The organism is Streptomyces yangpuensis, from assembly GCF_024666385.1.
Classification (GTDB): Bacteria; Actinomycetota; Actinomycetes; order Streptomycetales; family Streptomycetaceae; genus Streptomyces; species Streptomyces yangpuensis.
Genome location: NZ_CP102514.1, coordinates 6,315,118 through 6,339,276, shown reverse-complemented (window position 1 = coordinate 6,339,276; position 24,159 = coordinate 6,315,118). Strand labels below are relative to the sequence as shown.

Here is a 24,159-nt window from a genome sequence, read left to right as displayed (position 1 = left end):
GACGAAGAATCTGCTGGGCGTCTGCGGAGCCGAGGTGTCAAAGCGCTGCCCTTGGCGCCCGGCCAAGGGAACGCCGCTGGTCACGGCAGGTGTCACGGTCGCGATGGTCGCATGTGGTCGCACGAGACTGGAGGTGTCGGCCCTCCCTGCGCCTCTTGGAGGCGATTCCCATGCGTACCACCGCCGACCGCGGCCGCATCTACCGCAGATGCGGCTGCCGGGACACACTGCGTCACCAGCTCGGAACGCACTGCCCGCACCTGCTCACTGATGGTCACCACGGGACGTGGACCTTCGCCGTCGACGTCCCCGCCCCGCGCCACCACCGGACGACCGTCCGCAGGGGCGGCTTCGTCAGCCATGATGCGGCCGAGGTCGCGCTGCGGAAGTTCCTGGAGGGTGAGGCCGGCGGCTTCAACGCCGACCCGAACCAGACCGTCGACGACTACCTGACCGCCTGGCTCGCCGCCAAGGCGCTCGTGCTCAAGCCAACCACCATGGCGCGATACCGGGACTACGTCCACAACGATCTTGCCCCAACATTCGGGACCCTGAAGCTGGACGAGCTCGGGCACCGGCACATCGCAGCGTTCGTCACTGGCGAGCTCGCCGCCGGACGCGGCAAGATCACCCTCTACCGGTGTCTTGCCACCCTCTCCAGCGCGCTCGGCGACGCCGTCCGCCAGCACCGTCTCGCCCACAACCCTGCCAGTCCCCCAGCTCTGCACCGGCCGCCTTCGCCGGAGCGGCGGATCTGGACCGCCGACGAGGCCGTCCGCTTCCTCCAGCACTGCCACCACACCGACCCGGACATGGCCGACCTGTTCGAGTTCCTCATCGGCACCGGCATGCGCAAAGGCGAAGCGCTCGGTCTGCACTGGGACGACGTCCATCTAAGAGAGCGCGTCCTCTACGTGCGGTGCACGCTCTCGGCGATCGACAACAACCACCTCGTCATCACCAGCCCGAAGACCCGTACCAGCAAGAGCTGGGTCGCCATCTCACCCCGCGTCGCCACCGCACTCCAACACCGGGCCCGGTCAAGGGCTCGCCCCCACAGCGACCCAAGCGATCCATTCACCGGACTCGTCTTCTGCGGACCCGACGGCCGACCCCTACGGCCCCACACCGTCCTCGACCGGCTCCGGCAGCTGTCCCAAGAAGCCGGTGTACCGCGGGTGACCGTTCACGACCTGCGACACCTCGCCGCCACCATCACCATCACCGCCGGCGTCCCACTCACCGTCGTATCCAAGACCCTGCGGCACTCCACCCTGTCGACCACCGCCAACATCTACAGCCACCTCACCCAACAAGCCGCCCGCGAAGCCGTCGACACCATCGACCACACCCTCGCCCGAGCCCAGAAACGAAACGACCGACGGGCCTGGCTGGAACGGCTGCGACCACCACGCGACCACATCCAGCACCTCCGCGAAGCCCTCAACCGGCTCCGCTCCCCCGTCCCGTCCGCGTTCAATACCATGGCGAACCAGCCCCAAAGCGGGCGTGCGACCACACTGCGACCACCAGCATTGCGGGCACGGAAAAGGCCGCCCTCTCACGGATGAGAGAACGGCCTCCGACCTGCTGAAAGCATGGTCGGGACGACAGGATTTGAACCTGCGACCCCTTGACCCCCAGTCAAGTGCGCTACCAAGCTGCGCCACGTCCCGATACCCGCTGACCTGGGGTTTCCCCTGGCCGAACGCGCATGAGAACGATACCGCATTTCCACGGGTGGTCGCGCGCGCCTTTCCGCGACCGGTTCGCGATCAGGTCAGCCGGCGCCGCCGGTCAGCTCCGGATGGGCCGCGACCAGGCGTTTCGGGGCCGCCTGGCGCCAGGAGTCCGTGAGGATCGAGCGCAGCTCGGCCTCGTCCCGCACGGCGGCCAGGCGGACCCGGATCCACGCGTAGTTGTCGTCGTGGCCGGCCCGCAGGAAGAACTTCTCCGGTTCGGCCGCGATCAGCTCGGCCCGGTCCTCCTTGGGGCATTTCACCCCGATCGAAGTGTCGTCGTCGGCGATCGCGGCGAAGATCTTCCCGCCCACCCTGAAGGTCGGCATGCCCCAGGCCGGTTTCTCGGTGCTGTCCGGGAGGGACAGTGCGATCAGGCGGACGTCCCGCACGGTGGTGGCCATCCCCGGGACTCCTCTCCGGACGTCGGCGCGTGTGGATCCCCGTCCGACGACCGTAGCCCCCGCCACCGACAACCGCTCTCACGCGCGCCGGTCCTCCCGCTCGTGGAGCAGGGCCACCACCTCCGCGGCCAGCTCCTTCGCCGTGGCGAGCCCCTCCGTCCCCCACCGCCGCGGCGCCACGTCCACCGCGCACACCGTGCCGAGGACGATGCCGCGCCGGTCGGTCAGCGGCGCCCCGAGGTAGGACCGGACCCCGCTCCCGTCCACCACCGCGTTGCCGGCGAACCGGGCGAAGTCCCGTACGTCCTCCAGTACCAGCGCGCGCCTGCGGACCACTACGTGCGGGCAGTAGCCGTGGTCGCGGGGCAGGACCCGGGCGGGGTAGCCGCTCTCGGGGGCGTCGGGCGCGTGGTGCAGGCCCGCGAAGAACTGGCGTTCCTCGCCGACGAAGTTCACCCCCGCGTGCGGGGCGCCGAGGACGTCCGCCACGCGCCGCGCGAAGGCGTCCAGTTCGCCGTCCACCCGCTCCCCCAGCCCCAGTTCGCGCAGCCGGACAGCGCGTGCGGGCGCCTCCCGGTCCACGGGCGTGAGCAGCAGGTGTCCGGTCGATTCGTAGTACAGCATCATGTTTCCCCCGACTCCGGTGACGATGGCGTTGTGGTCGATGGCGACGGCCATGGCGACGGCGACGGCGACGGCGATGTAGGGGCTGTGGACGCGCACAGCAGGTGACGGACCAGGGCGGCCAGCGTCACCGTCCCCGATCCGGCCAGGCGCGCGTCGCACCGTACGACGGACACCTCGGGCCCCAGGCCGACCGCGTCCCGGACCTCGTCCGCCGTGTAGCGGTGGCAGCCGTCGAACTCGTTGAGGGCGACGATGAAGCCGATCCCGCGCCGCTCGAAGAAGTCCACGGCGGGGAAGCAGTCCGCGAGGCGGCGGGTGTCCGCGAGCACCACGGCCCCGAGCGCGCCCGCGCACAGCTCCTCCCACAGGAACCAGAAGCGGTGCTGGCCGGGCGTGCCGAAGAGGTAGAGCACGTGACGGTCGTCCAGGGTGATCCGTCCGCAGTCGAGCGCGACGGTGGTCGTGGTCTTGGCCTCGACCCCGTGCAGCGGGTCGGCGCCCGCGCCGAGGTCGCTGAGCAGTTCCTCCGTGCACAGCGGTTCGATCTCGCTGACCGCCCCCACGAAGGTGGTCTTGCCCGCTCCGAAACCCCCCGCCACCAGGACCTTCAGCGTCGCGGGGGCGTCACAGCCGTCTGCGTAGGCCATCGAGCACCGCCAGGAGGAGGGACCGGTCGTCGGCGGCGAACGACCCGCCGCCCGGGTAATGGGGCGCCTGCGCCATGACGGCCCCGTATTCCATGAGATCGGACAGCAGCACCTTGACCACCGCGGCCGGGAGCCGCAACTGGCCCGCCAGCTCGGCGACGGTGAGCGCCGCGGCACCGGCGCACAACCGCAGCGCGAGGGTGTGCTCGGCCCCCAGCGCAACGCGCGGGCGTACGCCGGTCGCGGTCATCCGCGACAGCAGGTCGAGCGCGATGCCCGGCCTGGTCCGACCGCCGCTGGCGGTGTACGGGCGCAGCACGCGCCCCGCCGAGTCGTCGACCCACGGTGTGTCCCGCCCCTTCCCGTACGCCCCCCTGCCGTGGGCCCTCATCGCTCCACGTTCGCGGCGGGCCGCCGGGGTGCGGCCGCGAGGTACGGGCGGACGCTCTTGACCAGCATCGCCATTTCGTAGCCGAGGACGCCGGCGTCGGCGTCCCGGTCGGCGAGGACGGCCAGGCAGGTGCCGGATCCGGCCGCGGAGACGAAGAGGAGCGCGGTGTCGAGCTCGACCACGACCTGCCGTACGTCGGCCCCGTCGCCGAAACGGGCCCCGGCGCTGCGGCCGAGCGAGTGGAGGCCGCAGGCGAGGGCCGCCATGTGGTCGGCGCTGTCGGGATCGAGGCCGTGTACGCAGGTCACGAGCCCGTCCGCGGTGAGCAGGACGGCGCTGCGGGTGTACGGGACGCGTTGGACCAGGCCGCTGAGCAGCCAGTCGAGGTCCGAGAGCCGGCCGCCGGTCTTCGTCGCCATTTCGCCGCCCATGGTGGTGCGCTCCTTGCCGAGGTTGCTGGGGGTCATGCCTGGTTCTCCGACTGCGCGAGGCCGAAGCCGCGCCGGAAGGCGGCCATGAGGCCGGGGTCGTGCACGGGCTGCTCGGCGTCCGCGGGACGCCGCGGTGCGGGTGCGTCGCGCAGCTGGGGCGCGAGGTGCTCCTGCGCCCGGCGCCGGGGCAACGTCGGCCGTTCCCCCGCCTGCCCCGCCTGCCCCACCTGCCCCGCCTGCCCCGCCTGCCCCACCGGCCCCCCGCCGGGAGCGGACCAGGCCTGCGCCACCGGCCCCGGCACGGGCCGGGCGTCCGCCGCGGGGCCGGGTCGGGCCGAGGGCACGCTGCCGGGTACCGGCGCGGCGCCCGCCGTGGAGGCGGGCCACGGCGGGGGCGCGCATCCGGCTGCCGACGCCGCGGGCGGCCCCTCCCCGGGCTCCGCCCGGGCCGCGTCCTCGATCGCACCCGCCTGCCCCACCGGGGCCGTGGGTTCGGGGCGGGGGGCGGGGATCGTGGGGGTGTCCGCCCGGCGGGGCAGCGGCATGCGTGCCGGTTCCAGCGGCGGCGTCACCCGCGAGCCCCCGGCCGCGTCACCCGCGTCCGCCGCCCCCAGCAGTTCCTGCGGAAGCACCAGCACCGCGAGGACGCCGCCGTAGATGTTCGACTTGAGTTCGACTGCGATCCCGTGCCGGCGGGCCAGCGCCGAGACGACGTACAGGCCGATCCGCCCGTCCGCGAGCAGAGTCCGGACGCTCACCTGGTCGGGGTCGGCGAGCAGGGCGTTCATCCGGTGCTGCTCCTCGGCCGGCATGCCCAGTCCCCGGTCCTCCACCTCGACCGCGATCCCGGCGGTGACCCGCTCGGCCCGCAGCACCACATCGGTGTCGGGGGCGGAGAACACGGTGGCGTTCTCCACGAGTTCGGCCAGCAGGTGCACCACGTCGGCGACGGCGTGGCCGCGTACGCTGCCGCCCGCCGGCGGCACGACCTTGACCCTGGTGTACTGCTCGACCTCCGCGACCGAGGAGCGGAGCACCTCGCTCAGGTCGATCGGCCGGGTCCACTGGCGGCGGGAGGCCGCACCGCCCAGCACCGCGAGGTTCTCGGCGTGGCGGCGGATCCGGGTGGCCAGGTGGTCGACGTGGAAGAGGTCCCGGAGCAGGTCCGGGTCCTCGACCGTGTCCTCCAGGTCGTCCAGCAGCGAGATCTCGCGGTGGACCAGGGACTGGAGCCGGCGCGCGAGGTTGACGAAGACCTCGACCTTGCGCTCGCTGTCGGTCGGGGCGGCCGGCGCGGCCAGCCGTACGAGGGTGGTGTGGGCCTGCTCGCGGGCGCCGCGCAGTTCCTGGGAGAGCAGCCAGAACTCGTCCACGCCCGCCGGGTCGCTCCCGGTGAGCGGTGTGTTCGGCCCGCCGCGGACCGGTCGCTGCGGGGTCTCGCCCCGCTCCAGCCGGTCGGCGGCCGTCCGCAGTTCCTGGCGGCCCCGGACGCTGGAGCGGCGCAGCGCCTCGCACCGGTCCCGGACGGCCTTGGCCGCGCGTTGCGCGCCGAGCAGGGCCGCGGCGAGGGAGCCGGCCGCGAGCAGGGCGCAGCCGGTGAGCACCGGCCAGAGCCGGGCGTCGCGGTCGCCGGCGCCGCCGCCGAGCTGGAGGGTGAAGATCACCGCGGCCGCGCCGCTGAGCGCGGCGGCCAGCGTGGGCAGGAGGGCCGCCCGTACCAACTGGGGGCGTAACTGCCGGCCGGGACCGGTGACGGTGTGTCTCGACGGGGCGTGGCGTGCGGCGCGGGGTCCGGACATCGGCGTCCTCGGTACGTGGGGCCCGGCCCCCGTCGTTCCCGGGGCCCGGTGTTGATCACCGAATACCCACGCTAGACCCCGCAATCCCGCGCCGGACCGCGAGTCGGTGAACTTCACGGGGGTGCTTCCCGCTCCCGATGGAGCGCTCGCACAGCAGCCCGAATGCGCCGGTCAGGCCGCTGCGGCCGCCCGGCGGCACCCCCGGCGCCGGGGGCCGTGGGTGCGTACCGCCCGGGGCGTTCGCTACGACCCTACGGACTCCGGCTTCTCCTGCTCGCTCACGGCCGTCGACACCACGCGGGCCGTTGTCGCCGCCGCTCCGCCGGCCTGGTGCGAGGGCACGGCCGCAGGCCCGTCCACGGCTCCGCCCGCCGCCGCCCCGGCCGCGAACGGCCGCCACCACGGCTGGGCCGGCGCACCCTCGGCCCCGGGCTCGAACGGCTGGCCCGGAATCGGCAGCGCGACGGCCGCTCCGGCGCCCTCGGCGGCGGCCAGGGTGCCCTCGCCCGGCTCGTCCCACGGGTGCAGGGCCAGGTTGAAGGTGCCCCAGTGGATCGGCAGCATCGTGCCGTGCGCGGTGCCGCCCTGGAGGTCGAGGTGGGCGCGCATGCCCTCCTCGGGGGTCATGTGGATGTCGGGCCAGTACTCCGAGTAGGCCCCGATCTGGATCATCGTGGCGTCGAAGGGCCCGTGCGCGGCGCCGATCTCCGCGAAGCCGGGGAAGTAGCCGGTGTCACCGCTGTGGTAGATCCGGTGCTCGTCGCCCGCGACCACCCAGGAGGCCCACAGGGTGTGCTGCTGGTTGCGCAAGCCGCGGCCGCAGAAGTGCCGGGCGGGCGTCGCCGTCAGCGACAGGCCGCCGATCCGGGTGGTCTCGTTCCAGTCGAGCTCGCGCAGCCGGTCGGCCGCCACGCCCCAGCGCTCCAGGTGCGCGCCGACACCGAGCGGGACGGCGAAGAGCGTGTCCGTGCCGGCCAGCGCCTTGATCGTCGGCAGGTCGAGGTGGTCGTAGTGGTCGTGCGAGATGACCACGACGTCGACCTCGCCGAGCGCGGCCAGCGGGACCGGCACCGGGTGCAGCCGCTTGGGGCCGGCGAACGGGAAGGGGGAGCAGCGCTCGCCCCACACCGGGTCGAACAGCACCCGGTGCCCGTCGATCTCCGCGAGCACGCTGGAGTGCCCCATCCAGGTCAGGCGCAGACCGCTCGTGGGCGGCTTCGCCAGGTCGGCGAGGGTGGTCGGGTGCACCGGGATCGCCGCCGCGGGGCTTCGCCTGACGCGCTGCTCACGGTGGAAGTAGATCTTCGCGAACTCGGTCATCGACCCCGAGGGCCTGTTCCGGGCTCCGACCGGGTTCTGGAAGACGCCGTCGGCGAAGTTCGGCGAGCGGCGGATCCGCTCCAGCCTGGCGCCGGACGGGTCCGCGCCGAAGGCTTCGGGCCGCAGGGCGCGCAGCCGCGGGCGGAGGGGACGGGAGCCGGTCAAAGCGCCTCCAGGGAGGGTGGGGTCGTCGGTGCGGTCGTATCGCTACGACCATCCCAACGCACACCGGCCCCGAAGGATTCCGCCCGCCCCTCCTGCCCGCCCCTCCTGCAGGCCCTGCCCGCCCGTCGTCCGGCGGCTACAGCGGCAGGAGGTCCGGCCGCTTCGCCTCGATGTGGTCGCCGGAGGATTCGCCGCGCAGGCGGCGGCCGATCCAGGGCACCAGGTACTCGCGGGCCCACTGGATGTTGTCGCGGGTCACGTCCACCGAGCCGCGCGGGCGCAGCTGCGGCCAGGGCTGGTCGGGGTCGGCGGGCACGTCCAGGCCGAGGACCTGCGCGGCCCGCAGTGCGACGCGGGTGTGGCCCTCGGGCGAGAGGTGCAGCCGGTCCGCGTCCCAGGCGCGCCGGTCCTGTACGGACTTCAGCGACCAGAGGTCGAGCACGGGGCAGTCGTACCGGTCGGCGATGGCGCGCACGTGCGCGCTATACGTCGCAACCTTCCCCCGGATGTGCTTGAGGACGGGCACGCCCCGGGTGTCGAACCCGGTGGTGATCATGACGTGGCCGACGGCTCCGGTGAGGTCGGCGACGGCCGCCTCGAAGCGTTCCGCCACGTCGTCCGGGTCGCTGCCGGGCCGGATGATGTCGTTGCCGCCGGCGCAGAAGGTGACCAGGTCCGGGGCGAGGGCCTTGGCCCTCGGCACCTGGTCGGCCACGATCTGGTCGAGGAGCTTCCCGCGTACCGCGAGATTCGCATAACGGAAGTCGTGCTCTTCGCGCCGATCTGCCAGGAGCACGGCGAGCCGGTCCGCCCAGCCGAGAAAAGAATCTCCGGGCCCCGGGTCCCCCACGCCCTCTGTGAAGCTGTCCCCGATCGCCGCGTACGAGCCGATGGTCTTGAGTTTCGTCGTCGTCGCTGCCACGAGAACCCATCCTTCACTCCCGTAACCAACCTACGCCAACGTAATGAGGGGTTGACGGGCCGTGATCTGTACCACGCGCGATGTAAGGAATAAGTACACGTGGGGCCGGGGCCCCCCTCGGGTCCCGGCCCCACGCGTGTCGGTGCTCCGTCGGCGGGTGCCGTCAGAGGGAGGCGCCCTTCGAGCGGAGGTAGGCGATCGGGTCCATGTCCGAGCCGTAGGACGGGCTCGTACGGATCTCGAAGTGCAGGTGCGGGCCGGTCGAATTGCCGGTGGAGCCGGAGAGACCGATGCTCTGGCCGGCGGTGACGCTCTGGCCGGAGGAGACGGAGAGCTGGGACAGGTGGGCGTACTGGGAGTACTTGCCGTCCGCGTGCCGGATGACGACCTCGTTGCCGTACGAGCCGCTCCAGCCCGCGGAGACCACGGTGCCGGCGCCGACGGCCTTGACGCTGGTGCCCATGGGGGCGATGAAGTCGACGCCCGTGTGGTAGCCGGAGGACCACATGGCACCGGCGACCTTGTACTGGGTGGAGACGCCACCGCCGACCGGGGCGACGAATCCGGCGGCGGCCGGCTGGGCGGCGGGGGCCTCGGCCCGGGCCTCGGGGGCGGCGGCCCGCTGCGCCCGCGGGGCGGCGGCCTGCCCGGCCGGCTCGGACTCGGCCTCGGCCTCGGGGGCTGCCTTGGGGGCCGCCTTGGGGGCCGCCTTCGGAGCGGCCTTCGGGGCGGCCTCGGGGGCGGTCCGCGGGGCGGGGACGGTGTCGAGCGGGGCGGCCTCGCCACGGCCGCCGAGGGTCAGCTTCAGGCCGGGGTGGATCAGCGACGGGTCGCTGCCGACCGCCTCGCGGTTCCGCTCGTACAGCCGCTGCCAGCCGCCGTCCAGGCTGTGCTCCGCAGCGATCACCGAGAGGCAGTCGCCCGGGACGACCGTGTAGACGGCCGGGGCGGACTGCACGGCGGCCGCAGGGGCGGCCTGGAGCGCGGCGGGGACCTGCTGGGCCACGGCGGGGGCGACGGCCGGTGCGGCGGCGGGCGCCGTCTGCGGGCCGGCCGCGTGGGCGCCGGCGGCGACCGTCAGCGGCAGGGCGAGGGCCGCGCCACCGGTGCCTGCGACCGCGAATCCGCGGGAAAAGAAAAGGGACTTGGGACGGCGGTGCTTACCCTTTGCAGGCATGGCGCATTCCTCTCCGGCGCCTGCGAGGTGAGCTGTCGGGTTCGGACTGGAGATGTCCGGCCGTACATGTACGGGACATGAACGGCTTCACCCCGAGCCGTTCCGGAGAAAAGATCTCCGGCACAGCGGCTTACCTGGTTCCCCCGCTCCTGCCGCGCGAAATGGTTCGGTTGCGGTTTCCGGGTGGCGGCAGGATTCGGCGATCCACCCGGATCGATCGCGAAGGTAATCCCTTGTCGGCACGCCGAACAAGCCGTGAATTCCCTGACGGATTCACAGGCATGAGGGCGTGCCGGAATTCCGGTCACCCTCCGTCCATTCCGCCGCGCCAACAGCCGCCTGCGCCGGGCCATTCGGCTTCGACGATCAGGCACTCACGGTCACCGTATGATCTGGCTCACGGGGACGTGCCCGATCTCGCCTCCGGGTATGGCAAGTTGGCGCCAAGTAGCTCAATTCGGACAGACGCCCCATGAGAAGGCGGAGGAGTTACCGTGACCCAGCAGATACAGGAGCCGGAGCTGACCGGAGTGCGCAATTTCCGCGATGTGGGCGGATTGCCGACTTCCGATGGCCGAAGGGTCGCGACGGGACGACTATTCCGAAGCGGACATCTCGCACATGCCACCGAAACCGATGCAGAATTCCTCGCCTCGCTCGGCCTCCACACCATCTTCGACTTCCGCAACGGCGCCGACCACGCCCTGGAGGGGCCGGACGTCGAACTGCCCGGCGTACGGAACGTCAGCATCCCTCTGTCGGACCCGGCCGACGGCCGGGAGTTCTGGCGGCTGGTCCGCGACGGCGACCTCGACCAGCTCCGCTCGATCCTGGGCGAGGGCAAGGCGGCGGCCCGGATGGCGAACTCCTACCGCGGGATCATCCGCACCCGCACCGCCGAGCACAGCCGGGTCGTCCACGCCCTCGCCGAGGACAGCGTGCCCGCCCTCCTGCACTGCGCGGCCGGCAAGGACCGGGCCGGCCTCTCCGTCGCCGTCACCCTGCTCGCGCTGGGCGTCGAGCGGGAGGCGATCGTGGCGGACTACCTGGAGTCCAACGCCCCGCACCGCCGGTACCGGGTGCGTCGCAGCTCCGCCTCGGCCGAGGCCCGCTCGCCCGAGGTGATGGAACTGCTCGCGCCGCTCTTCGACGCCCGCGCCGAATACCTGATCGCCGCCTTCGACACGATCGACGAGGTCTGGGGCGGGGTGGAGCGCTACCTGTCGGGGGGCCTCGGGCTGGAGCCCGAGACCCTCGACCGACTCCGCGACCGGCTGTTGGCCTGATCCGGGAGGACCACCCGGGGACGCGGGCCGTCAGCGCGCGGCGACGGCCTGCTTCACCAGCGTCCTGCCGAAGTCCCACATCAGTGCGGACCCCCCGTGGGCGTCGTCCATGACCTCGCGGAAGGCGCCGACGAACCGGTCGACGTCCTCCTCGTCCAGCACCAGCGGCGGGATCAGCTTGATCACCTCCAGATGGTCCCCGGACACCTGGGTGAGGATCCGGTGCCTCTGGAGCAGCGGCACCACGACCATCTGCGCGAAGAGACCCTTGCGGGCCGCCTGGAGCATCGTCCACCGGCTGCGCAGCCCCAGCGAGGAGGGCCGCCCGAACTCGATGCCGATCATCAGGCCGCGCCCGCGGACCTCGTGCAGCAGCTCGTACTCGTCCACCATGGCCGCGAGCCGCCCGCGCAGCAGGTCGCCCGTGGCCCGCGCGCGGGCCACGAGGTGCTCGTCCTCCATGACGGACAGCACCGCCAGCCCGGCCGCCATCGCCTGCGCGTTGGACCCGAAGCTCGCGGAGTGCACGAGCACCCGGTCCATCGACGAGTAGACCTTCTTGAAGATCCAGTCCTTGCCGAGGGTCGCGCCGACCGGCACGTAACCGCCGGACAGCGCCTTGGCCACGCACACCAGGTCGGGCTCGACACCCGGCTCGTGCTGGTACGCGTAGAAGTCGCCGGTACGTCCCAGGCCGGTCTGCACCTCGTCCGCGATCAGCAGCGCCTTGTGCCGGTGCAGCAGCTCCTGCGCGGCGAGCAGGAACCCGGGCGGGGCGGCGAGGACCCCTTTGCCCTGGATCGGCTCCACGACGAAAGCGGCGACGTCGCCGCGCTTCAGCTCCCGCTCCAGGGCGGCCAGATCGCCCAGCGCGACCCGGGTGTCGGGCAGCAGCGGCGCGAAACCGTCGCGGAAGCCTCCCTCGCCGTTCACCGAGAGGGAGCCGGCGGTCAGCCCGTGGAAGGCGTGGTCGCAGTAGAGGACCCTGGGCCGCCCGGTGGCGTACCGGGCGAACTTCAGGGCCGTCTCCACCGCCTCGGTGCCGCTGTTGCCGAAGAAGACCCGGTCCAGGTGCGGGCTGTACGACAGGAGCTTCTCGGCCAGCAGCCCGGGCAGCGGCTGGCAGTCGAAGCGGGTGAGGTCGGCGAGCTGGGCGTCCAGCACGTCGTGCAGGGCCCGGCGGACGACGGGGTGGTGGCGGCCCAGGCCCATCACCCCGAACCCGGCGAGCATGTCGAGGTGGTCGTTGCCCTCGGCGTCCCAGAAGTGGGCTCCCTCGGCCCGCTCGTAGACCTTGTCGAAGCCGATGGTGCGGAGCATCCGGGGCAGTTGGTGGTTCAGGTGGCGGGCGTGCAGCTCGTACCGCTCCGCCCCGCGCGCGGTGAGCAGGGCGCGGAGGTCGAAACCGCCGTCCCGTCCCTCTTCCGCCGGACTCATGCCGACCTGTCCCGGTTGCCGCCGACCGTCTCCCGGGCGGCCCGCAGGGATTCCTTCAGGGAGCCCATGGTGGCGAGGACGGCGGTGGGCTCGTAGCCGCAGTGCGCCATGCAGTTCGCGCAGCGCGGGTCCTTTCCGCGGCCGTACTTGTCCCAGTCGGTGTCCTCCACGAGTTCCCGGTACGTCGGCACATAGCCGTCGCTCATCAGATAGCAGGGGCGCTGCCAGCCGAAGAGGGAGTAATTCGGAATGGCCCAGGCCGTGCAGGGGAAGTCGGCCTTTCCTTCCAGGAAGTCGAGGAAGAGCGGGGAGTGGTTGAGCCGCCAGCGCCGCCGGTTGCCGCCCGCGAAAGCCTTCCGGAAGAGATCGCGGGTCTGGTCGACGCCGAGGAAATGCTCCTGGTCCGGTGCCTTTTCGTAGGCGTACGCGGGCGAGATCATCATTTCGTCCACCTGCAGGTCGTCATTGAGGAAGTTCAGCACCTCGATGATCGTCTGCGGGGTGTCGGTGTTGAAGAAGGTGGAGTTCGTCGTCACCCGGAATCCCCGGCGCTTCGCCTCCTTGATGGCCTCGACCGCCTCGTCGAAGACGCCCTCCTTGGCCACCGACTCGTCATGGCGCTCGCGCAGGCCGTCGATGTGCACCGCGAAGGCGAAGTACGGGGAGGGCGTGAACTTCTCGATCTTCTTGCGCAGCAGCAGCGCGTTGGTGCACAGGAACACGTACTTCCGCCGGGCCACCAATTGCCGCACGATCTCGTGGATCTGCGGGTGCATCAAGGGCTCGCCGCCCGCGATGGACACCATCGGCGCACCGGACTCCAGCACCGCCCCGACCGCCTGGGCGACCGGCATGCGCTGCTTGAGCACGCCCGCCGGGTGCTGGATCTTCCCGCAGCCCTCACAGGCCAGGTTGCACGCGTAGAGCGGCTCCAGCTCCACGATCAGCGGGAACTTGTCCCGCTTGCGGAGCTTCTGTTCGAGCAGATAGGTCCCGACCCTGATGGTCTGGCGCAGCGGCATGGCCATCTGGCTCACCTCCTGGGGAGCAGCGAAGAACGGTGCCATTCGTAAAACGCGGGCAGTACGGCACGCAGGACACGGAAGGCCGATATTCCCCCGCGCACCGTGCCGATTCGGACGAGCTCGTGCTCCGGAGCGTCCACGATCACCCGGACGGCCGCAACGGGGCGTTCCCCGTCGCGGACCGCGGCCCGGAGGGTCGCCGCGGACTCCATGTCGACCGCGACCGCGCCCGTGGCGCGCAGCCGCGCGCGCTCCCGGCCGCGGACGACGTGGTCGGACCCGGTCAGCGGGCCGATGTGCACGGTCCGGCCGGGGACGGCCCGGGCCAGCGCCTCGGCGAGCAGCGCGACCCCGGTGCAGGGGACGGTCCCCCGCGGGTCGCGGGTCTCCTCGGCGACGACGAGGTCGCCGGGGCTCATGCCGGGGACGAGCCCGGCGCAGAACCCGGTGGCGAGGAGGGCGGCCCGGTCCGTGCCGGGCCCGTGAAGGGCCCCGAGGACGGCCCGTTCGGCCGCGCACGGTCCCATCCCGGTACGCAGGAGGGTGTACGCCCCGCCGTGCGCCCCACCGTGCGCGTCGGTGCCGCGCGGGGAGCCGCGCCCCGCGCTGCGCAGCGCCATCTGCTCGATGCGCAGGGCGCAGGCGACCAGCAGCGGGCCGCCCCGCGCGGTGCGGTCCCCCGCGGCGGGGGACATCACAGGCCCCGGCCGGGTGAGCCCGCCGGGGCGGACGGTTCCCCGTACAGGTAGCGGCCCAGCGCGGTCAGCGGGAACACCTGCCGGTACAGGTGGTAGTTGATGGAGAAGTCCCAGGGGAAGCCGGTGCCGGTGAAGTACGGCTCGTCCCAGGAGCCGTCCTCGTGCTGGGTCCGGACCAGGTGGGCGATGCCGCGTGCGACGGCCTCGCCGTCGCGTTCCCCGGCCGCCAGCAGGGCCATCAGCGCCCACGCGGTCTGCGAGGCGGTGGAGGCGCCCTTCCCGGCCCACGACCGGTCCTGGTAGGAGCGCTGGTCCTCCCCCCAGCCGCCGTCCTCGTTCTGCACGGATTCCAGCCAGCGCACGGCCCGCCTGACCGCGGGGTGGCCCGGGGCGATGCCGGCCGCGGTGAGGGCGGGCACCACCGACCCGGTGCCGTAGACGTAGTTGGTGCCCCAGCGCCCGAACCAGCTGCCGTCCGGCTCCTGTGCGTCGAGGAGCCAGGTGATGCCGCGCCGGGTCCGGGCGTCGCCCGCCCGGCCCTCGAAGGCGAGCATCTCCACCACGTGGGCGGTGACGTCGGCCGACGGCGGGTCGATGACCTCGCCGAAGTCGCAGAAGGGCAGCCGGTTCGGGAAGGGGCTGGTGTTGTCGGCGTCGAAGGCGCCCCACGCGCCGTCCTTCGACTGCATGCCGAGGGTCCAGGAGACGCCGCGGGCGATGGCCGCGTCGAGCCGGACCGGGTCCGGGTGTCTGATCCGGCGCAGGGCGAGGACGACCTCGGCGGTGTCGTCGATGTCGGGGTAGGTGTCGTTGTGGAACTCGAACGCCCAGCCGCCCGGGGCGAGGCCGGGCCGGCGCACCGCCCAGTCGCCGGTGCGGGTGATCTCCTCGCCGAGCATCCAGTCCGCGGCCTTGACCAGTGCCGGATGGTCGGGGCGCACACCGGCGTCGGCCAGGGCGATCGCGGCGAGGCAGGTGTCCCACACCGGGGACTGGCAGGCCTCGATCATCCGGGCGCCGTCCTCGCGCCGCACCGCGAAGCGGTCCAGGGACTCCAGTCCGGCGCGCATCACCGGGTGCCCGAGGTCGTAGCCGAGCAGGTGCAGCGCGATGACGGAGTACACGGCGGGCGGCTGGATCCCGCCCCAGCAGCCGTCGTTCTCCTGGCGTTCGACGATCCAGCGGGCGGCGGTGTCCATGGCCGCCTTGCGCAGGCGGCGTGGAGCGAACCGCCGGTAGACGTGCAGGGCCCTGTCCATCCGCTGGAAGGCGCCGTCCCAGGTGGTCAGCGGTGCCAGGGGGATGGCGGGGTACGGGGTCCGCGCGTCGGTGTGGAGTTCGTCGAGGGCGAAGGGTGCCGGGCGGACCGGGCGCAGCGCGGAGACCACGGTGAGCGGGACGATGGTCTGGCGGGCCCAGCAGCCGAAGTCGTAGATGTTCAGGGGCACCCAGGGCGGCAGGAAGACCAGCTCGGGCGGGAGTTCGGGCAGGTGGTCCCAGCTCCACCAGCCGAAGAGGGCGAGCCAGATCCGGGTGAAGACGCGGGCGGCGGCGATCCCGCCGTGGGCCCGGATCCAGGCCGAGGCGCGGCTCATGTGCGGGGCGTCCGGCCGGTCCCCGGCGAGGCGCAGCGCGACGTACGCCTCGATGGTGGCGGACAGTTCGGGCGGTCCGCCGTGGAAGGTGGCCCAGGTGCCGTCCTCGCGCTGCTCGCCGCGGATGAACAGGGCGGCGGCGTACGTGGTGGCCTCGTCCCGGATGCCGAGGAACTGCCGCAGCAGGAGGTCCTCGGCGTCCATGGTGACGTTGGTCTCCAGGTCGCCCTTCCACCAGCCCGCGGGGTCCTGGCGCTCAAGGAGGTGCCGGGTCGCGCGCGCGGCGGCCTCGTACACCTCCCTCGGGCTGCCGTCCGGCGGCGGGGGCAGGTCCGCCGCGGTCCGTCCGGTGCCGGGTTCGCCCGGCTGCCGGTAGGTGGCCGGCGGGCCGGGCCGCCGGACCGGTCCGGGCGGCGCGGCGACCCGCTCGGTGAGCGCCACCGGCACGCAGGGCCCGGCGCCGGCCGAGGTCCCGGGTCCGACGGCGGGGTCGGACGGGCCCGCGAGCCCGTATTCGGTCCGCGGGGCGGCCGCCCCGGCGGGGCCGGGCGGCGGGGCGCCCGGGGTGGATTCGCTGCCGGCGCCGGCGCTCTCCGCGCTGCCGTCGGTCGTCGCTGTCATGGCTTCCCCTTAGAACAGTGTCCTGTGCTGTGCTGGGGTCCGCCGTCGGCCGGTGCGCGCCACGCTCAGGTGGCGGCGCCGGCCGGCGACTCGCGATTCATATCCGCTGCCGGGTGGCGGTCACCTCTTGCGTACGACGACGAAGTCGGCGAGGTCCACGAGCTGTTCGCGCACCCGCTGCGGCATGTCGACGTCGTCCAGGGCCCGGATCGCGACGGCGTGCTGGCGGCGCGCCTCGTCCGCGGTCCACTGCCGGCCGCCGGCCTCCTCGATGAGGGCGGCGCGGGCCGCGAACTCCTCTTCGGAGAAGTTCTCGAAGTCGCTGCTCTTGGCGTCGGCGGCGAGCAGTTCGGCGAGCCGCTCGGAGGCCGGGCCGCCGGCGGCGAGGGCGGCGACCACCGGGAGGGACTTCTTGCGCTGGCGCAGGTCGCTCCAGGTCTGCTTGCCGGTGGACTCCGGGTCGCCCCAGATGCCGAGGAGGTCGTCGACGGCCTGGAAGGCGAGGCCGAGGTGGTAGCCGTACTCCTCCAGCTTGTCGGCCGTACGGTCGTCCGCGCCACCGAGCACGGCGCCGATGGAGACGGCGCAGGCGAGGAGGGCGCCGGTCTTGTTGCCCTCCATCTCCAGGCACTCCTCGACGCTGACGCGCTCGCGGTGCTCGTAGGAGATGTCCTGCGCCTGGCCGTCGATGAGCTTGCGGCTGGCGGTGGTCAGGCGGCGCGTGGCGCGGCCCGCCTCGACGGTGCCCAGTTCCAGCAGGACCTCATTGGCGAGGGCGAAGAGGGCGTCGCCGACCAGGATGGCGAGGGCCGGTCCGTGGACCTTCCAGACGGTGTCGCGGTGGCGGCGCTGCTCGTCGCCGTCCATCAGGTCGTCGTGGAGCAGCGAGAAGTTGTGCACGAGTTCCACGGCGACGGCGCCGGGGATACCGACCTCCGGTGCGGCGCCCGCGGCCTCGGCGGAGAGCAGGGCGAGGGCGGGGCGCACGGCCTTGCCGCCGTCACCGTCGGCGGCGTTGCCCTGGGCGTCGATCCAGCCGAAGTGGTAGGCGGCGACGGTGTCCATGGGCGCGGCGAGCCGGTCGACGGCCGCGCGGAGCGCGGGGGTCGACATCGTCCGGCCGCGTTCCAGGAGGGCGACGGTGTCCGCCTTCTCCACTCCCCTTCCGGCTGCGCCCACAGTGGCATCCGTGTTCTCGACAGCCGGGTTCCCCGGGTTCACTGGCTCTCCTCTTGTTCCTGTACGTGCTGTGCTCGTGGTGCTGGTGGTGCCGGTAGTCCCGGTGGTGGTCGTCATGCCGCCTCCTGCAGAGGGTGTTCGCGGTGGCGGCCGAGTGCGGCGAGTGCGGCCTGCGCCGCGCTCAGTCCGCTCCGGACGGCGCCCTCCATGGTCGCGGGCCAACCCGTGGCAGTCCACGCACCGGCCAGGTAGAGCCCCGGCGTGTCGGTCCGCGCCCCGGGGCGCAGCCGGCCGACGCCGGGGGTGGGTGCGAAGGTCGCCGTCCGCTCCCTGGTGACGAAGAAGTCCCGTACCTTGGCGCCGCGTGCGGCGGGCAGCAGCCGCTCCAGCTCGGGCAGGTACTTGGCGCGCAGCGCCGAGACGGGCTCGTCGATGTCGTCCTGGGCGGCGGACTGGGACAGCGCCAGGTACTGGCCGCCGTCGGGGAGTCCGGAGGAGTCGGTGCGGTCGAAGACCCACTGCACAGGGGATCCGAGTGCGGCGAAGAAGGGCTGCTTGAGCACCTTGCGGTCGTAGACGACGTGGACGTTCAGGATCGGTGCGGTGCCGATGTCGAGGAGCTTGTCGGGGTCGGCGAGGGCGCCGGCGGGCAGCAGCCCGTGCGCCTCGCGCTGCGGGACGGCGAGGACGACGGTGCCCGCTTCGAGCGACTCCTGCTCGGTGTCCACCCGCCAGGCCCCCTCGGGGGTGCGGGTGACGGCGGTGACGCGGGTGCGCAGTTCGGTCCGTACCCCGGCCGCGTCGAGCTGGCCCCGGGCGAGGGTGTCGTGCAGGTCGCCGAGCGGTACGTGGGCCCAGCCGATGTCGGCCGCGCTCTTGTCGGAGAGCAGGCCGGTCTTGAAGACCATGGCGGCCAGACCCAGCGAGGAGTGCGCGGCGGTGGCGTTGAGGGTGGCGATGCCGACGAGGTCCCACAGGGCCTCGATGGTGCGGGCGGACTGTCCGTAGCGGCCGAGCCAGGTGGCGAAGTCCAGGCCGTCCAGCGCCGGGTCCGCCGGGTCGAGGCGGCGCAGGGCGAGGGCGGCGCGGGCGACGCCCGCGCGCTCGGCGAGGGACATGTGCGGGTAGCGGGCCAGGGCTCCGGCGAGGTGCAGGGGTACGGGCAGGCCGCCGCGGCGCAGCCGTCCCAGGCGCGGCCCGCGGGGGTGGGCGACGTCGAGGACGGGTACGTCGAGCCGGTCCTGGAGCGGGGCGAGGGCGGCGCCGTCGACGCGGTCGAGGAACCACCGGTAGGCGGTGCAGCAGCGCAGGTAGACGTGCTGGCCGTTGTCGACGTGGAGGTCGCCGCGCTTGAAGGAGAAGGCGAGCCCGCCGAGCCGGGGACGGCCTTCGAGCAGGGTGACGCGTAGTCCGGCGTCGGCGAGTTCGAGGGCGGTCGTGACCCCTGCGAGTCCGCCGCCGACGACGACGGCGTGCTGGTCGGTGCCGGTCATGCGCCCTCCCCCGTGGTGCGCTCGCCCTCCGGGCCGGCCTGCGGGTTCCGCGCGGCCCGGCCGCCGCGGTCCGCGGGGAGAGACGCGCCCGCCGTCGGCGTGGTTGCCCGGCCCGGCGCATGCCCGGGGCGGCGCGCCGGTCCCGTACGCCGGGCCCCGCCGGCGCACGCCGGGTGAACGCCGGGCGCGGCGGCGCGTGGCGGGGCCGCCTTCGTCGGGGGCGTCACATCCGCCTCCGGACGGCCTGGCGGGTGACGGTGCGGGCGTCGAGGCCGGACAGGCCGCGGACGGCGACGTACGCCTTCTCGTGCGGCGGCAGGGAGACACGGCCGCGCAGGACCGCCTCCGGCTCCCGCTCGATGCGGTCGAGGAGGCGCCGGTAGATGCCGGCCATGGCGGCCACGCAGGCGCCGCTGCGCCGGTCGAGCATCGGCAGCAGCCGGTAGCCCTCGGCGAACAGGGCGCGGGCGCGCCGGACTTCGTGGTGGACCAGTCCGGCGAAGTCGGCTCCGGCGGACAGCCGGCCGGCCTGGAACCCTTCCGAGCAGCCGAACTTGGCGAGGTCCTCGGCGGGCAGGTAGGTGCGGCCGTTGCCCGCGTCCTCGCGAACGTCGCGGAGGATGTTGGTGAGTTGCAGGGCGAGGCCGAGGGTGTCGGCGTACTCGGCGGCGCGCGCGGCCTCGGGCGCGCCCCGGCCCGGTGCGTTCACCGTGCCGAAGACGCCGAGCGAGAGCCGTCCGATGGCACCTGCCACGCAGCGGCAGTAGACCTTGAGGTCGTCCCAGGTCTCGTACGTCTCGCCGCGGACGTCCATCAGTACGCCGTCGATGAGTTCGTCGAGGCCGCCGAGCGGGATCGGGAAGCGGCGGGCGGCGTGCGCCAGCGCGACGGCGACCGGGTCGGTGTCGTCCTCGTCGACCTCGCCGGCCCGGATCCGTGCGAGGACGGCCCGGGTCTCCTCCAGGCGCGCGAGCTTGGCCCCGGCGGGCAGCGTGCCGTCGCCGATGTCGTCGACTCGGCGGGAGAAGGCGTAGAGCGCGGACATCGCGTGGCGCTTGTCGGTGGGCAGCAGCCGGATGCCGTACGCGAAGTTGCGCGCCTGCGCGCCGGTGACGGCCTCGCAGTAGCTGTAGGCCGCCGAGACCGGTGCGGACATCGCAGTCTGTACGGACGCGTGTGTGGGGCCCTCCACGGTCGGGCTCACCTCTTTCTCGGCGCTGTGCGCAGGACGGCGGCAACCTCGCGGAGCAGGCCGCTCTTGGTGGGTTCGGGCGGGCCGGGGAGTACGTCGAAGCCCGTGGCAGTGACGGCTCGCAGGGCGGCGCGCCCCCCTCCCACGAAGCCCGCGAGCAGCAGCCGGAGCCTGCCGTGCACGCTGCCCACGAGCGGGAGGCCTTCGTCCAGCAGGGCGCGTGCGCGCTCGGACTCGAAGGCGACCAGGGCGCGCACGGAGGCGCCGGCGGTCGGGGCCGCCAGGTCGGCCTCGGACACGTGGAAGCGCCGCATGTCCTCGGCGGGCAGGTAGATCCGGTCGCGGCCCAGGTCCTCGGCGACGTCCTGGACGTGCTCGACGATCTGCAGGGCGGTGCAGACGGCGTCGGAGAGCCGGATCCGCTCGGGCGTGCTGGTGCCGGTGAGGGACAGCACGAGCCGGCCGACCGGGTTGGCGGACAGCTCGCAGTACGCGACGAGGTCCCCGTAGGTCTCGTAGCGCCTGACCCGCTGGTCCTGCCGGTTGGCCTCGATGAGCCCGAGGAAGGGCTCGGGGGTCAGGGCGTGGGCGCGCGCCACGGGCCGCAGGGCGAGCAGCAGGGGGTGGCGCGGTGGGCCGCCCGCGGAGCCGAACACGCGCAGCAGGTCGGCCTCGAGGGCGTCGAGCATGGCGAGCCGGTCGTCCGCCGCGGCCGGGTCGAGACCGAGGAGCACGGCGTCGCGCCCGCCGGGGGCGAGGTCGCCGTCGCCGATGTCGTCGACGAGGCGGGCGTAGCCGTAGACGGCCGTCAGCCCGTCGCGCCAGGCGCGGGGCAGGAAGGCGGGGGCGACGGGGAAGTTCTCCGCCGTCGCCTTGTCGAGGGTGGCGCTCACATGGACCGTGTCGGACAGGGGTCGGGTGCCGTGCCCCGGGTTCACCGCCCGCCGCCCGGGGCGGGGACGGCCGCCGTCCCTGGGGGCCGGAGAATTCCCGTAGCCATTGCCGTCACATCTCCCGTTCTACACTGCCGACCCAATACATCCCATTTCGGACACGCCGCCGGGGTTTTCCCGGGGCTGTCCCAGGGCCGTTCACCTGCGGGGAATCGTCCCCTCTTGCCGCGATTCAGGACCGCTTCAGCTTACGCTGTACAACGTCACGGGGGCCGCTCGGGTATTCGCCGCGCCACCGAATGTCGCCGCCCAATACGAGAACGCGCACGCGGCGTATTGCGGGTGCACGCTCAAAGCCCCCGCCGCGCTGAGCGGCAGGGGCCTTCAGGGGAAGCGGACGGACGCGGCGGCGGCGCCGCGCGACCCGGAGGTCAGCCGTTGGTGGCCTTCTCGTAGGCCGAGACGACTTCCTCGGTGGGCCCGTCCATCAGGAGTTCGCCCTTCTCCAGCCACAGCACCCGGTCGCACGTGTCGCGGATGGACTTGTTGTTGTGGCTGACGAGGAAGACCGTGCCGGCCTTCTCCCGGAGTTCCTTGATTCGGTTCTCCGAACGCACCTGGAAGGCGCGGTCACCGGTGGCCAGGGCCTCGTCGATCATCAGGACGTCGTGGTCCTTGGCCGCCGCGATGGAGAAGCGCAGTCGGGCCGCCATGCCGGAGGAGTAGGTGCGCATCGGCAGGGAGACGAAATCGCCCTTCTCATTGATGCCCGAGAAGTCGACGATGCTCTGGTAACGCTCCTTGATCTGCTCGCGGCTCATCCCCATCGCGAGACCGCCGAGGACGATGTTGCGCTCACCGGTGAGGTCGTTCATCAGCGCGGCGTTCACGCCCAGCAGCGAGGGCTGGCCGTCGGTGTAGACCTTGCCCTCCTCGCAGGGCAGCAGGCCGGCGATGGCGCGCAGCAGGGTGGACTTGCCGGAGCCGTTGGAGCCGATGAGGCCGATGGCCTCGCCGCGGTACGCGGTGAAGGAGACCCCGCGCACGGCGTGGACCCGGCGGACGCCCGGGGCGTCGCCCTTCCTCCGGCGCACGATCTTGCTGAGCGCGGCGGTGGCCGCACCCTTGCCGCTGCTGCCGGTGTTGACGCGGTAGACGATGTGGACGCCGTCCGCGATCACGGTGGGAACGCGCCCCTGGGTGTTGTCAGCCACGGCCGTAACGCTCCTCAGACTTCCAGAAGTACACGAAGCCGCCGAGGCCGATCAGCACGGCCCAGCCCACGGCGAAGGCCCACACGTGCGGGGGCAGGTTGGCGGCGGTGTAGTCGTCGATCAGCGCGAACCGGATCAGGTCCATGTAGATCGCGACCGGGTTCCACAGCAGGACGTCGCTGATCCACTGCGGCTGGTCCTTGAGGTAGACCGCGATCGGGAACATGACGCCGGAGGCGTACATCCAGGTGCGCATCACGAACGGCATCAGCTGCGCGAGGTCGGGGGTCTTGGAACCCATCCGCGCGAAGATCATGGCGAGGCCGGTGTTGAAGACGAACTGCAGCGCCAGCGTCGGGATCACCAGCAGCCAGGAGAGCCGCGGGTAGTTGCCGAACATGACGGCGATCACGAAGACGACGACCATCGAGTACAGCAGCTGCTGGAGCTGCTGGAGCGAGAAGGACACCGGCAGGGAGGCGCGCGGGAAGTGCAGCGCGCGCACCAGCCCGAGGTTCCCCGAGATCGCGCGGACGCCCGCCATCACGGAGCTCTGCGTGAAGGTGAAGACGAAGATGCCCATCACCAGGAACGGGACGTAGACGTCCTTGGGCATCTCCTTGCCCGCCTGGAGGATCAGGCCGAAGATCAGCCAGTAGACCAGCGCGTTCAGCAGCGGGGTCGCCACCTGCCAGACCTGGCCGAGCTTCGCCTGGCTGTACTGCGCGACCAGCTTGGCCCGGGAGAAGGCCATGATGAAGTGGCGCCGGCCCCAGAGCTGCCGCACGTACTCGCCCAGGCCGGGCCGGGCGCCGCTGACCGAGAGGCCGTACTTCCTGGCCAGCTCCGCGGCGCTGAGCCCCGCGTCTGCGGACGGCGGCCTGCTCGTGGCGAGGGCGCCGTCGTGGGTTGTGTCACTCACAAGTTGAAACTTTCGTCTTCAAGATGCGGCCAGGTGGGCATCAGGCTGGTGGCTCGAAGCCCGTGATCGCGTCATGTTCCCAGACGCGGGCTGGTCAGATGACAGGAGGTCGGCCCAGGCGGGTCAACCGCCAGACCGTGCGCCATCTCATCGGGCGGCGCGGTCCGCAAGGAGTGGTCCACCCCTCGCGGAACCCGCCGAACCAGGCCTTCAGCGCGGGTCCCGAGGGCTTCCGTAGAAGCGTCAGCAGGAGCCAGACGCCCAGGTAGACCGGTACCAGCGGTGCGGGCAGGTTGCGGCGGGCGAGCCACACCCGGTTACGGGCCACCATACGGTGGTAGACCGCGTGCCGGGAGGGGGCGGTCGTCGGGTGCAGCAGCACCATGTCCGCTCGGTAGTCGATCAGCCACCCCGCGTCGAGCGCGCGCCAGGCCAGATCGGTCTCCTCGTGAGCGTAGAAGAACTCCCCCGGAAGGGCGCCGACCTGCTCGAACACCGTTGTGCGGACGGCGTTGGCACCACCCAGGAAGGTGGTCACGCGCGAGGACCGCATCGGGTCCGAGGCCCGCAGCCGCGGTACGTGGCGGCGCTGGGTCCGGCCGGTGTCGGGATCGGCGATCCGGAAGCTGATGATCCCGAGCTCGGGGTCCTCGGCGAAGGCCCGCCGGCACAGCTCGGCGGTGTCGGTGCGCTCCAGCAGTCCGTCGTCGTCGAGGAAGAGCAGTACGTCCACGTCGCGGCCGCCGGGGCCGAATGCCTCGATGCCGACGTTGCGGCCGCCCGGGATGCCCAGGTTCTCGGGCAGGTCGACGGAGCGGACCCCCGGCGGCAGGTCGGCCACCTCGGCGACCCGTACGCCCTGTCCGACGACGACGACCTCGATCGGGTCGCCGTCCTGGCGGGCCACCGAGTCCAGGAGGGCCTTGAGCTCGTCGGGCCGGTTGCCCATGGTGATGATCACGGCGCCCAGCCGCATCGGGGC

22 protein-coding genes, 1 tRNA gene and 1 riboswitch are annotated in these 24,159 nt (G+C 72.7%); of the genes, 2 read left to right on the top strand and 21 right to left on the bottom strand.

Going from position 1 to position 24,159, the window contains the following annotated elements:
* The first annotated feature begins 170 nt into the window (after window positions 1-170).
* Window positions 171-1,571: a tyrosine-type recombinase/integrase gene (locus NRK68_RS28810; RefSeq protein ID WP_257857161.1), complete on the top strand. Its 1,401-nt coding sequence runs from the start codon at window positions 171-173 to the stop codon at window positions 1,569-1,571.
* 28 nt (window positions 1,572-1,599) lie between these two features.
* On the opposite strand, the gene NRK68_RS28805 is transcribed toward NRK68_RS28810, so the two are convergent.
* From NRK68_RS28805 to NRK68_RS28760, 10 genes are all read right to left on the bottom strand, one after another.
* A tRNA-Pro gene (locus tag NRK68_RS28805) sits at window positions 1,600-1,676 on the bottom strand.
* 104 nt (window positions 1,677-1,780) lie between these two features.
* Window positions 1,781-2,143 carry an MmcQ/YjbR family DNA-binding protein gene (locus NRK68_RS28800; RefSeq protein WP_257857160.1) on the bottom strand — a complete coding sequence of 121 codons (363 nt, stop codon included), beginning with the start codon at window positions 2,141-2,143 and terminating at the stop codon, window positions 1,781-1,783.
* A 78-nt stretch (window positions 2,144-2,221) separates the two neighbouring features.
* A complete protein-coding gene (locus NRK68_RS28795) occupies window positions 2,222-2,767 on the bottom strand; it encodes a GAF domain-containing protein (RefSeq protein WP_257857946.1) in 546 nt (181 codons plus the stop codon).
* Window positions 2,767-3,417, bottom strand: a complete 651-nt coding sequence (locus NRK68_RS28790; protein WP_257857159.1) for a GTP-binding protein — start codon at window positions 3,415-3,417, stop codon at window positions 2,767-2,769. The genes NRK68_RS28795 and NRK68_RS28790 overlap by 1 nt, the downstream gene beginning before the upstream one ends.
* Window positions 3,395-3,808: a DUF742 domain-containing protein gene (locus NRK68_RS28785; RefSeq protein WP_183063951.1), complete on the bottom strand. Its 414-nt coding sequence runs from the start codon at window positions 3,806-3,808 to the stop codon at window positions 3,395-3,397. Before NRK68_RS28785 ends, NRK68_RS28790 begins: the two co-directional genes overlap by 23 nt.
* On the bottom strand, window positions 3,805-4,239 hold the full coding sequence (locus NRK68_RS28780) for a roadblock/LC7 domain-containing protein (RefSeq protein ID WP_183064237.1): 435 nt from the start codon (window positions 4,237-4,239) through the stop codon (window positions 3,805-3,807). The genes NRK68_RS28785 and NRK68_RS28780 overlap by 4 nt, the downstream gene beginning before the upstream one ends.
* 32 nt (window positions 4,240-4,271) lie before the next feature.
* The gene (locus NRK68_RS36805; protein WP_308296324.1) at window positions 4,272-6,038 is read right to left on the bottom strand and encodes a sensor histidine kinase; all 1,767 of its coding nucleotides are present in this window, start codon (window positions 6,036-6,038) and stop codon (window positions 4,272-4,274) included.
* Between the two features lie 243 nt (window positions 6,039-6,281).
* Window positions 6,282-7,523, bottom strand: a complete 1,242-nt coding sequence (locus NRK68_RS28770) for an MBL fold metallo-hydrolase (protein WP_183063949.1) — start codon at window positions 7,521-7,523, stop codon at window positions 6,282-6,284.
* Window positions 7,524-7,659: 136 nt separating this feature from the next.
* Complete coding sequence (locus tag NRK68_RS28765) at window positions 7,660-8,445, bottom strand: SGNH/GDSL hydrolase family protein (protein WP_183063948.1); 786 nt, start codon at window positions 8,443-8,445, stop codon at window positions 7,660-7,662.
* Window positions 8,446-8,608: 163 nt separating this feature from the next.
* Window positions 8,609-9,622 carry a M23 family metallopeptidase gene (locus tag NRK68_RS28760; RefSeq protein WP_257857158.1) on the bottom strand — a complete coding sequence of 338 codons (1,014 nt, stop codon included), beginning with the start codon at window positions 9,620-9,622 and terminating at the stop codon, window positions 8,609-8,611.
* Window positions 9,623-9,624: 2 nt separating this feature from the next.
* A riboswitch (cyclic di-AMP (ydaO/yuaA leader) is annotated at window positions 9,625-9,804 on the bottom strand.
* A 312-nt stretch (window positions 9,805-10,116) separates the two neighbouring features.
* Between NRK68_RS28760 and NRK68_RS28755 the strand changes: the two genes are divergently transcribed.
* Complete coding sequence (locus NRK68_RS28755) at window positions 10,117-10,908, top strand: tyrosine-protein phosphatase (RefSeq protein WP_183063946.1); 792 nt, start codon at window positions 10,117-10,119, stop codon at window positions 10,906-10,908.
* A gap of 30 nt (window positions 10,909-10,938) precedes the next feature.
* Here NRK68_RS28755 and NRK68_RS28750 read toward each other — a convergent pair whose 3' ends face one another.
* From NRK68_RS28750 to NRK68_RS28700, 11 genes are all read right to left on the bottom strand, one after another.
* Entirely contained in the window at window positions 10,939-12,345 is a 1,407-nt protein-coding gene (locus tag NRK68_RS28750) for an aspartate aminotransferase family protein (protein WP_183063945.1), read from the bottom strand.
* Window positions 12,342-13,373 (bottom strand): adenosyl-hopene transferase HpnH, encoded by a 1,032-nt coding sequence (hpnH, locus tag NRK68_RS28745; protein ID WP_183063944.1) that lies wholly within the window; start codon window positions 13,371-13,373, stop codon window positions 12,342-12,344. Before hpnH ends, NRK68_RS28750 begins: the two co-directional genes overlap by 4 nt.
* Window positions 13,374-13,378: 5 nt before the next feature.
* On the bottom strand, window positions 13,379-14,065 hold the full coding sequence (locus NRK68_RS28740) for a phosphorylase family protein (RefSeq protein WP_257857157.1): 687 nt from the start codon (window positions 14,063-14,065) through the stop codon (window positions 13,379-13,381).
* Window positions 14,065-16,284, bottom strand: a complete 2,220-nt coding sequence (shc, locus tag NRK68_RS28735; protein WP_257857156.1) for a squalene--hopene cyclase — start codon at window positions 16,282-16,284, stop codon at window positions 14,065-14,067. The genes NRK68_RS28740 and shc overlap by 1 nt, the downstream gene beginning before the upstream one ends.
* 120 nt (window positions 16,285-16,404) lie before the next feature.
* Window positions 16,405-17,580, bottom strand: a complete 1,176-nt coding sequence (locus NRK68_RS28730) for a polyprenyl synthetase family protein (protein ID WP_183063942.1) — start codon at window positions 17,578-17,580, stop codon at window positions 16,405-16,407.
* On the bottom strand, window positions 17,577-18,956 hold the full coding sequence (gene hpnE, locus NRK68_RS28725; protein WP_183063941.1) for a hydroxysqualene dehydroxylase HpnE: 1,380 nt from the start codon (window positions 18,954-18,956) through the stop codon (window positions 17,577-17,579). Before hpnE ends, NRK68_RS28730 begins: the two co-directional genes overlap by 4 nt.
* Before the next feature lie 223 nt (window positions 18,957-19,179).
* A complete protein-coding gene (gene hpnD / locus NRK68_RS28720; RefSeq protein ID WP_373023917.1) occupies window positions 19,180-20,160 on the bottom strand; it encodes a presqualene diphosphate synthase HpnD in 981 nt (326 codons plus the stop codon).
* Window positions 20,157-21,041, bottom strand: a complete 885-nt coding sequence (gene hpnC, locus NRK68_RS28715) for a squalene synthase HpnC (protein WP_257857155.1) — start codon at window positions 21,039-21,041, stop codon at window positions 20,157-20,159. The genes hpnD and hpnC overlap by 4 nt, the downstream gene beginning before the upstream one ends.
* Window positions 21,042-21,472: 431 nt before the next feature.
* Complete coding sequence (locus NRK68_RS28710; protein ID WP_183063939.1) at window positions 21,473-22,255, bottom strand: ABC transporter ATP-binding protein; 783 nt, start codon at window positions 22,253-22,255, stop codon at window positions 21,473-21,475.
* Window positions 22,248-23,177 (bottom strand): ABC transporter permease, encoded by a 930-nt coding sequence (locus tag NRK68_RS28705; protein ID WP_183063938.1) that lies wholly within the window; start codon window positions 23,175-23,177, stop codon window positions 22,248-22,250. Before NRK68_RS28705 ends, NRK68_RS28710 begins: the two co-directional genes overlap by 8 nt.
* A 94-nt stretch (window positions 23,178-23,271) precedes the next feature.
* The gene (locus tag NRK68_RS28700) at window positions 23,272-24,153 is read right to left on the bottom strand and encodes a glycosyltransferase family 2 protein (protein ID WP_373024546.1); all 882 of its coding nucleotides are present in this window, start codon (window positions 24,151-24,153) and stop codon (window positions 23,272-23,274) included.
* Window positions 24,154-24,159 lie beyond the last annotated feature (6 nt).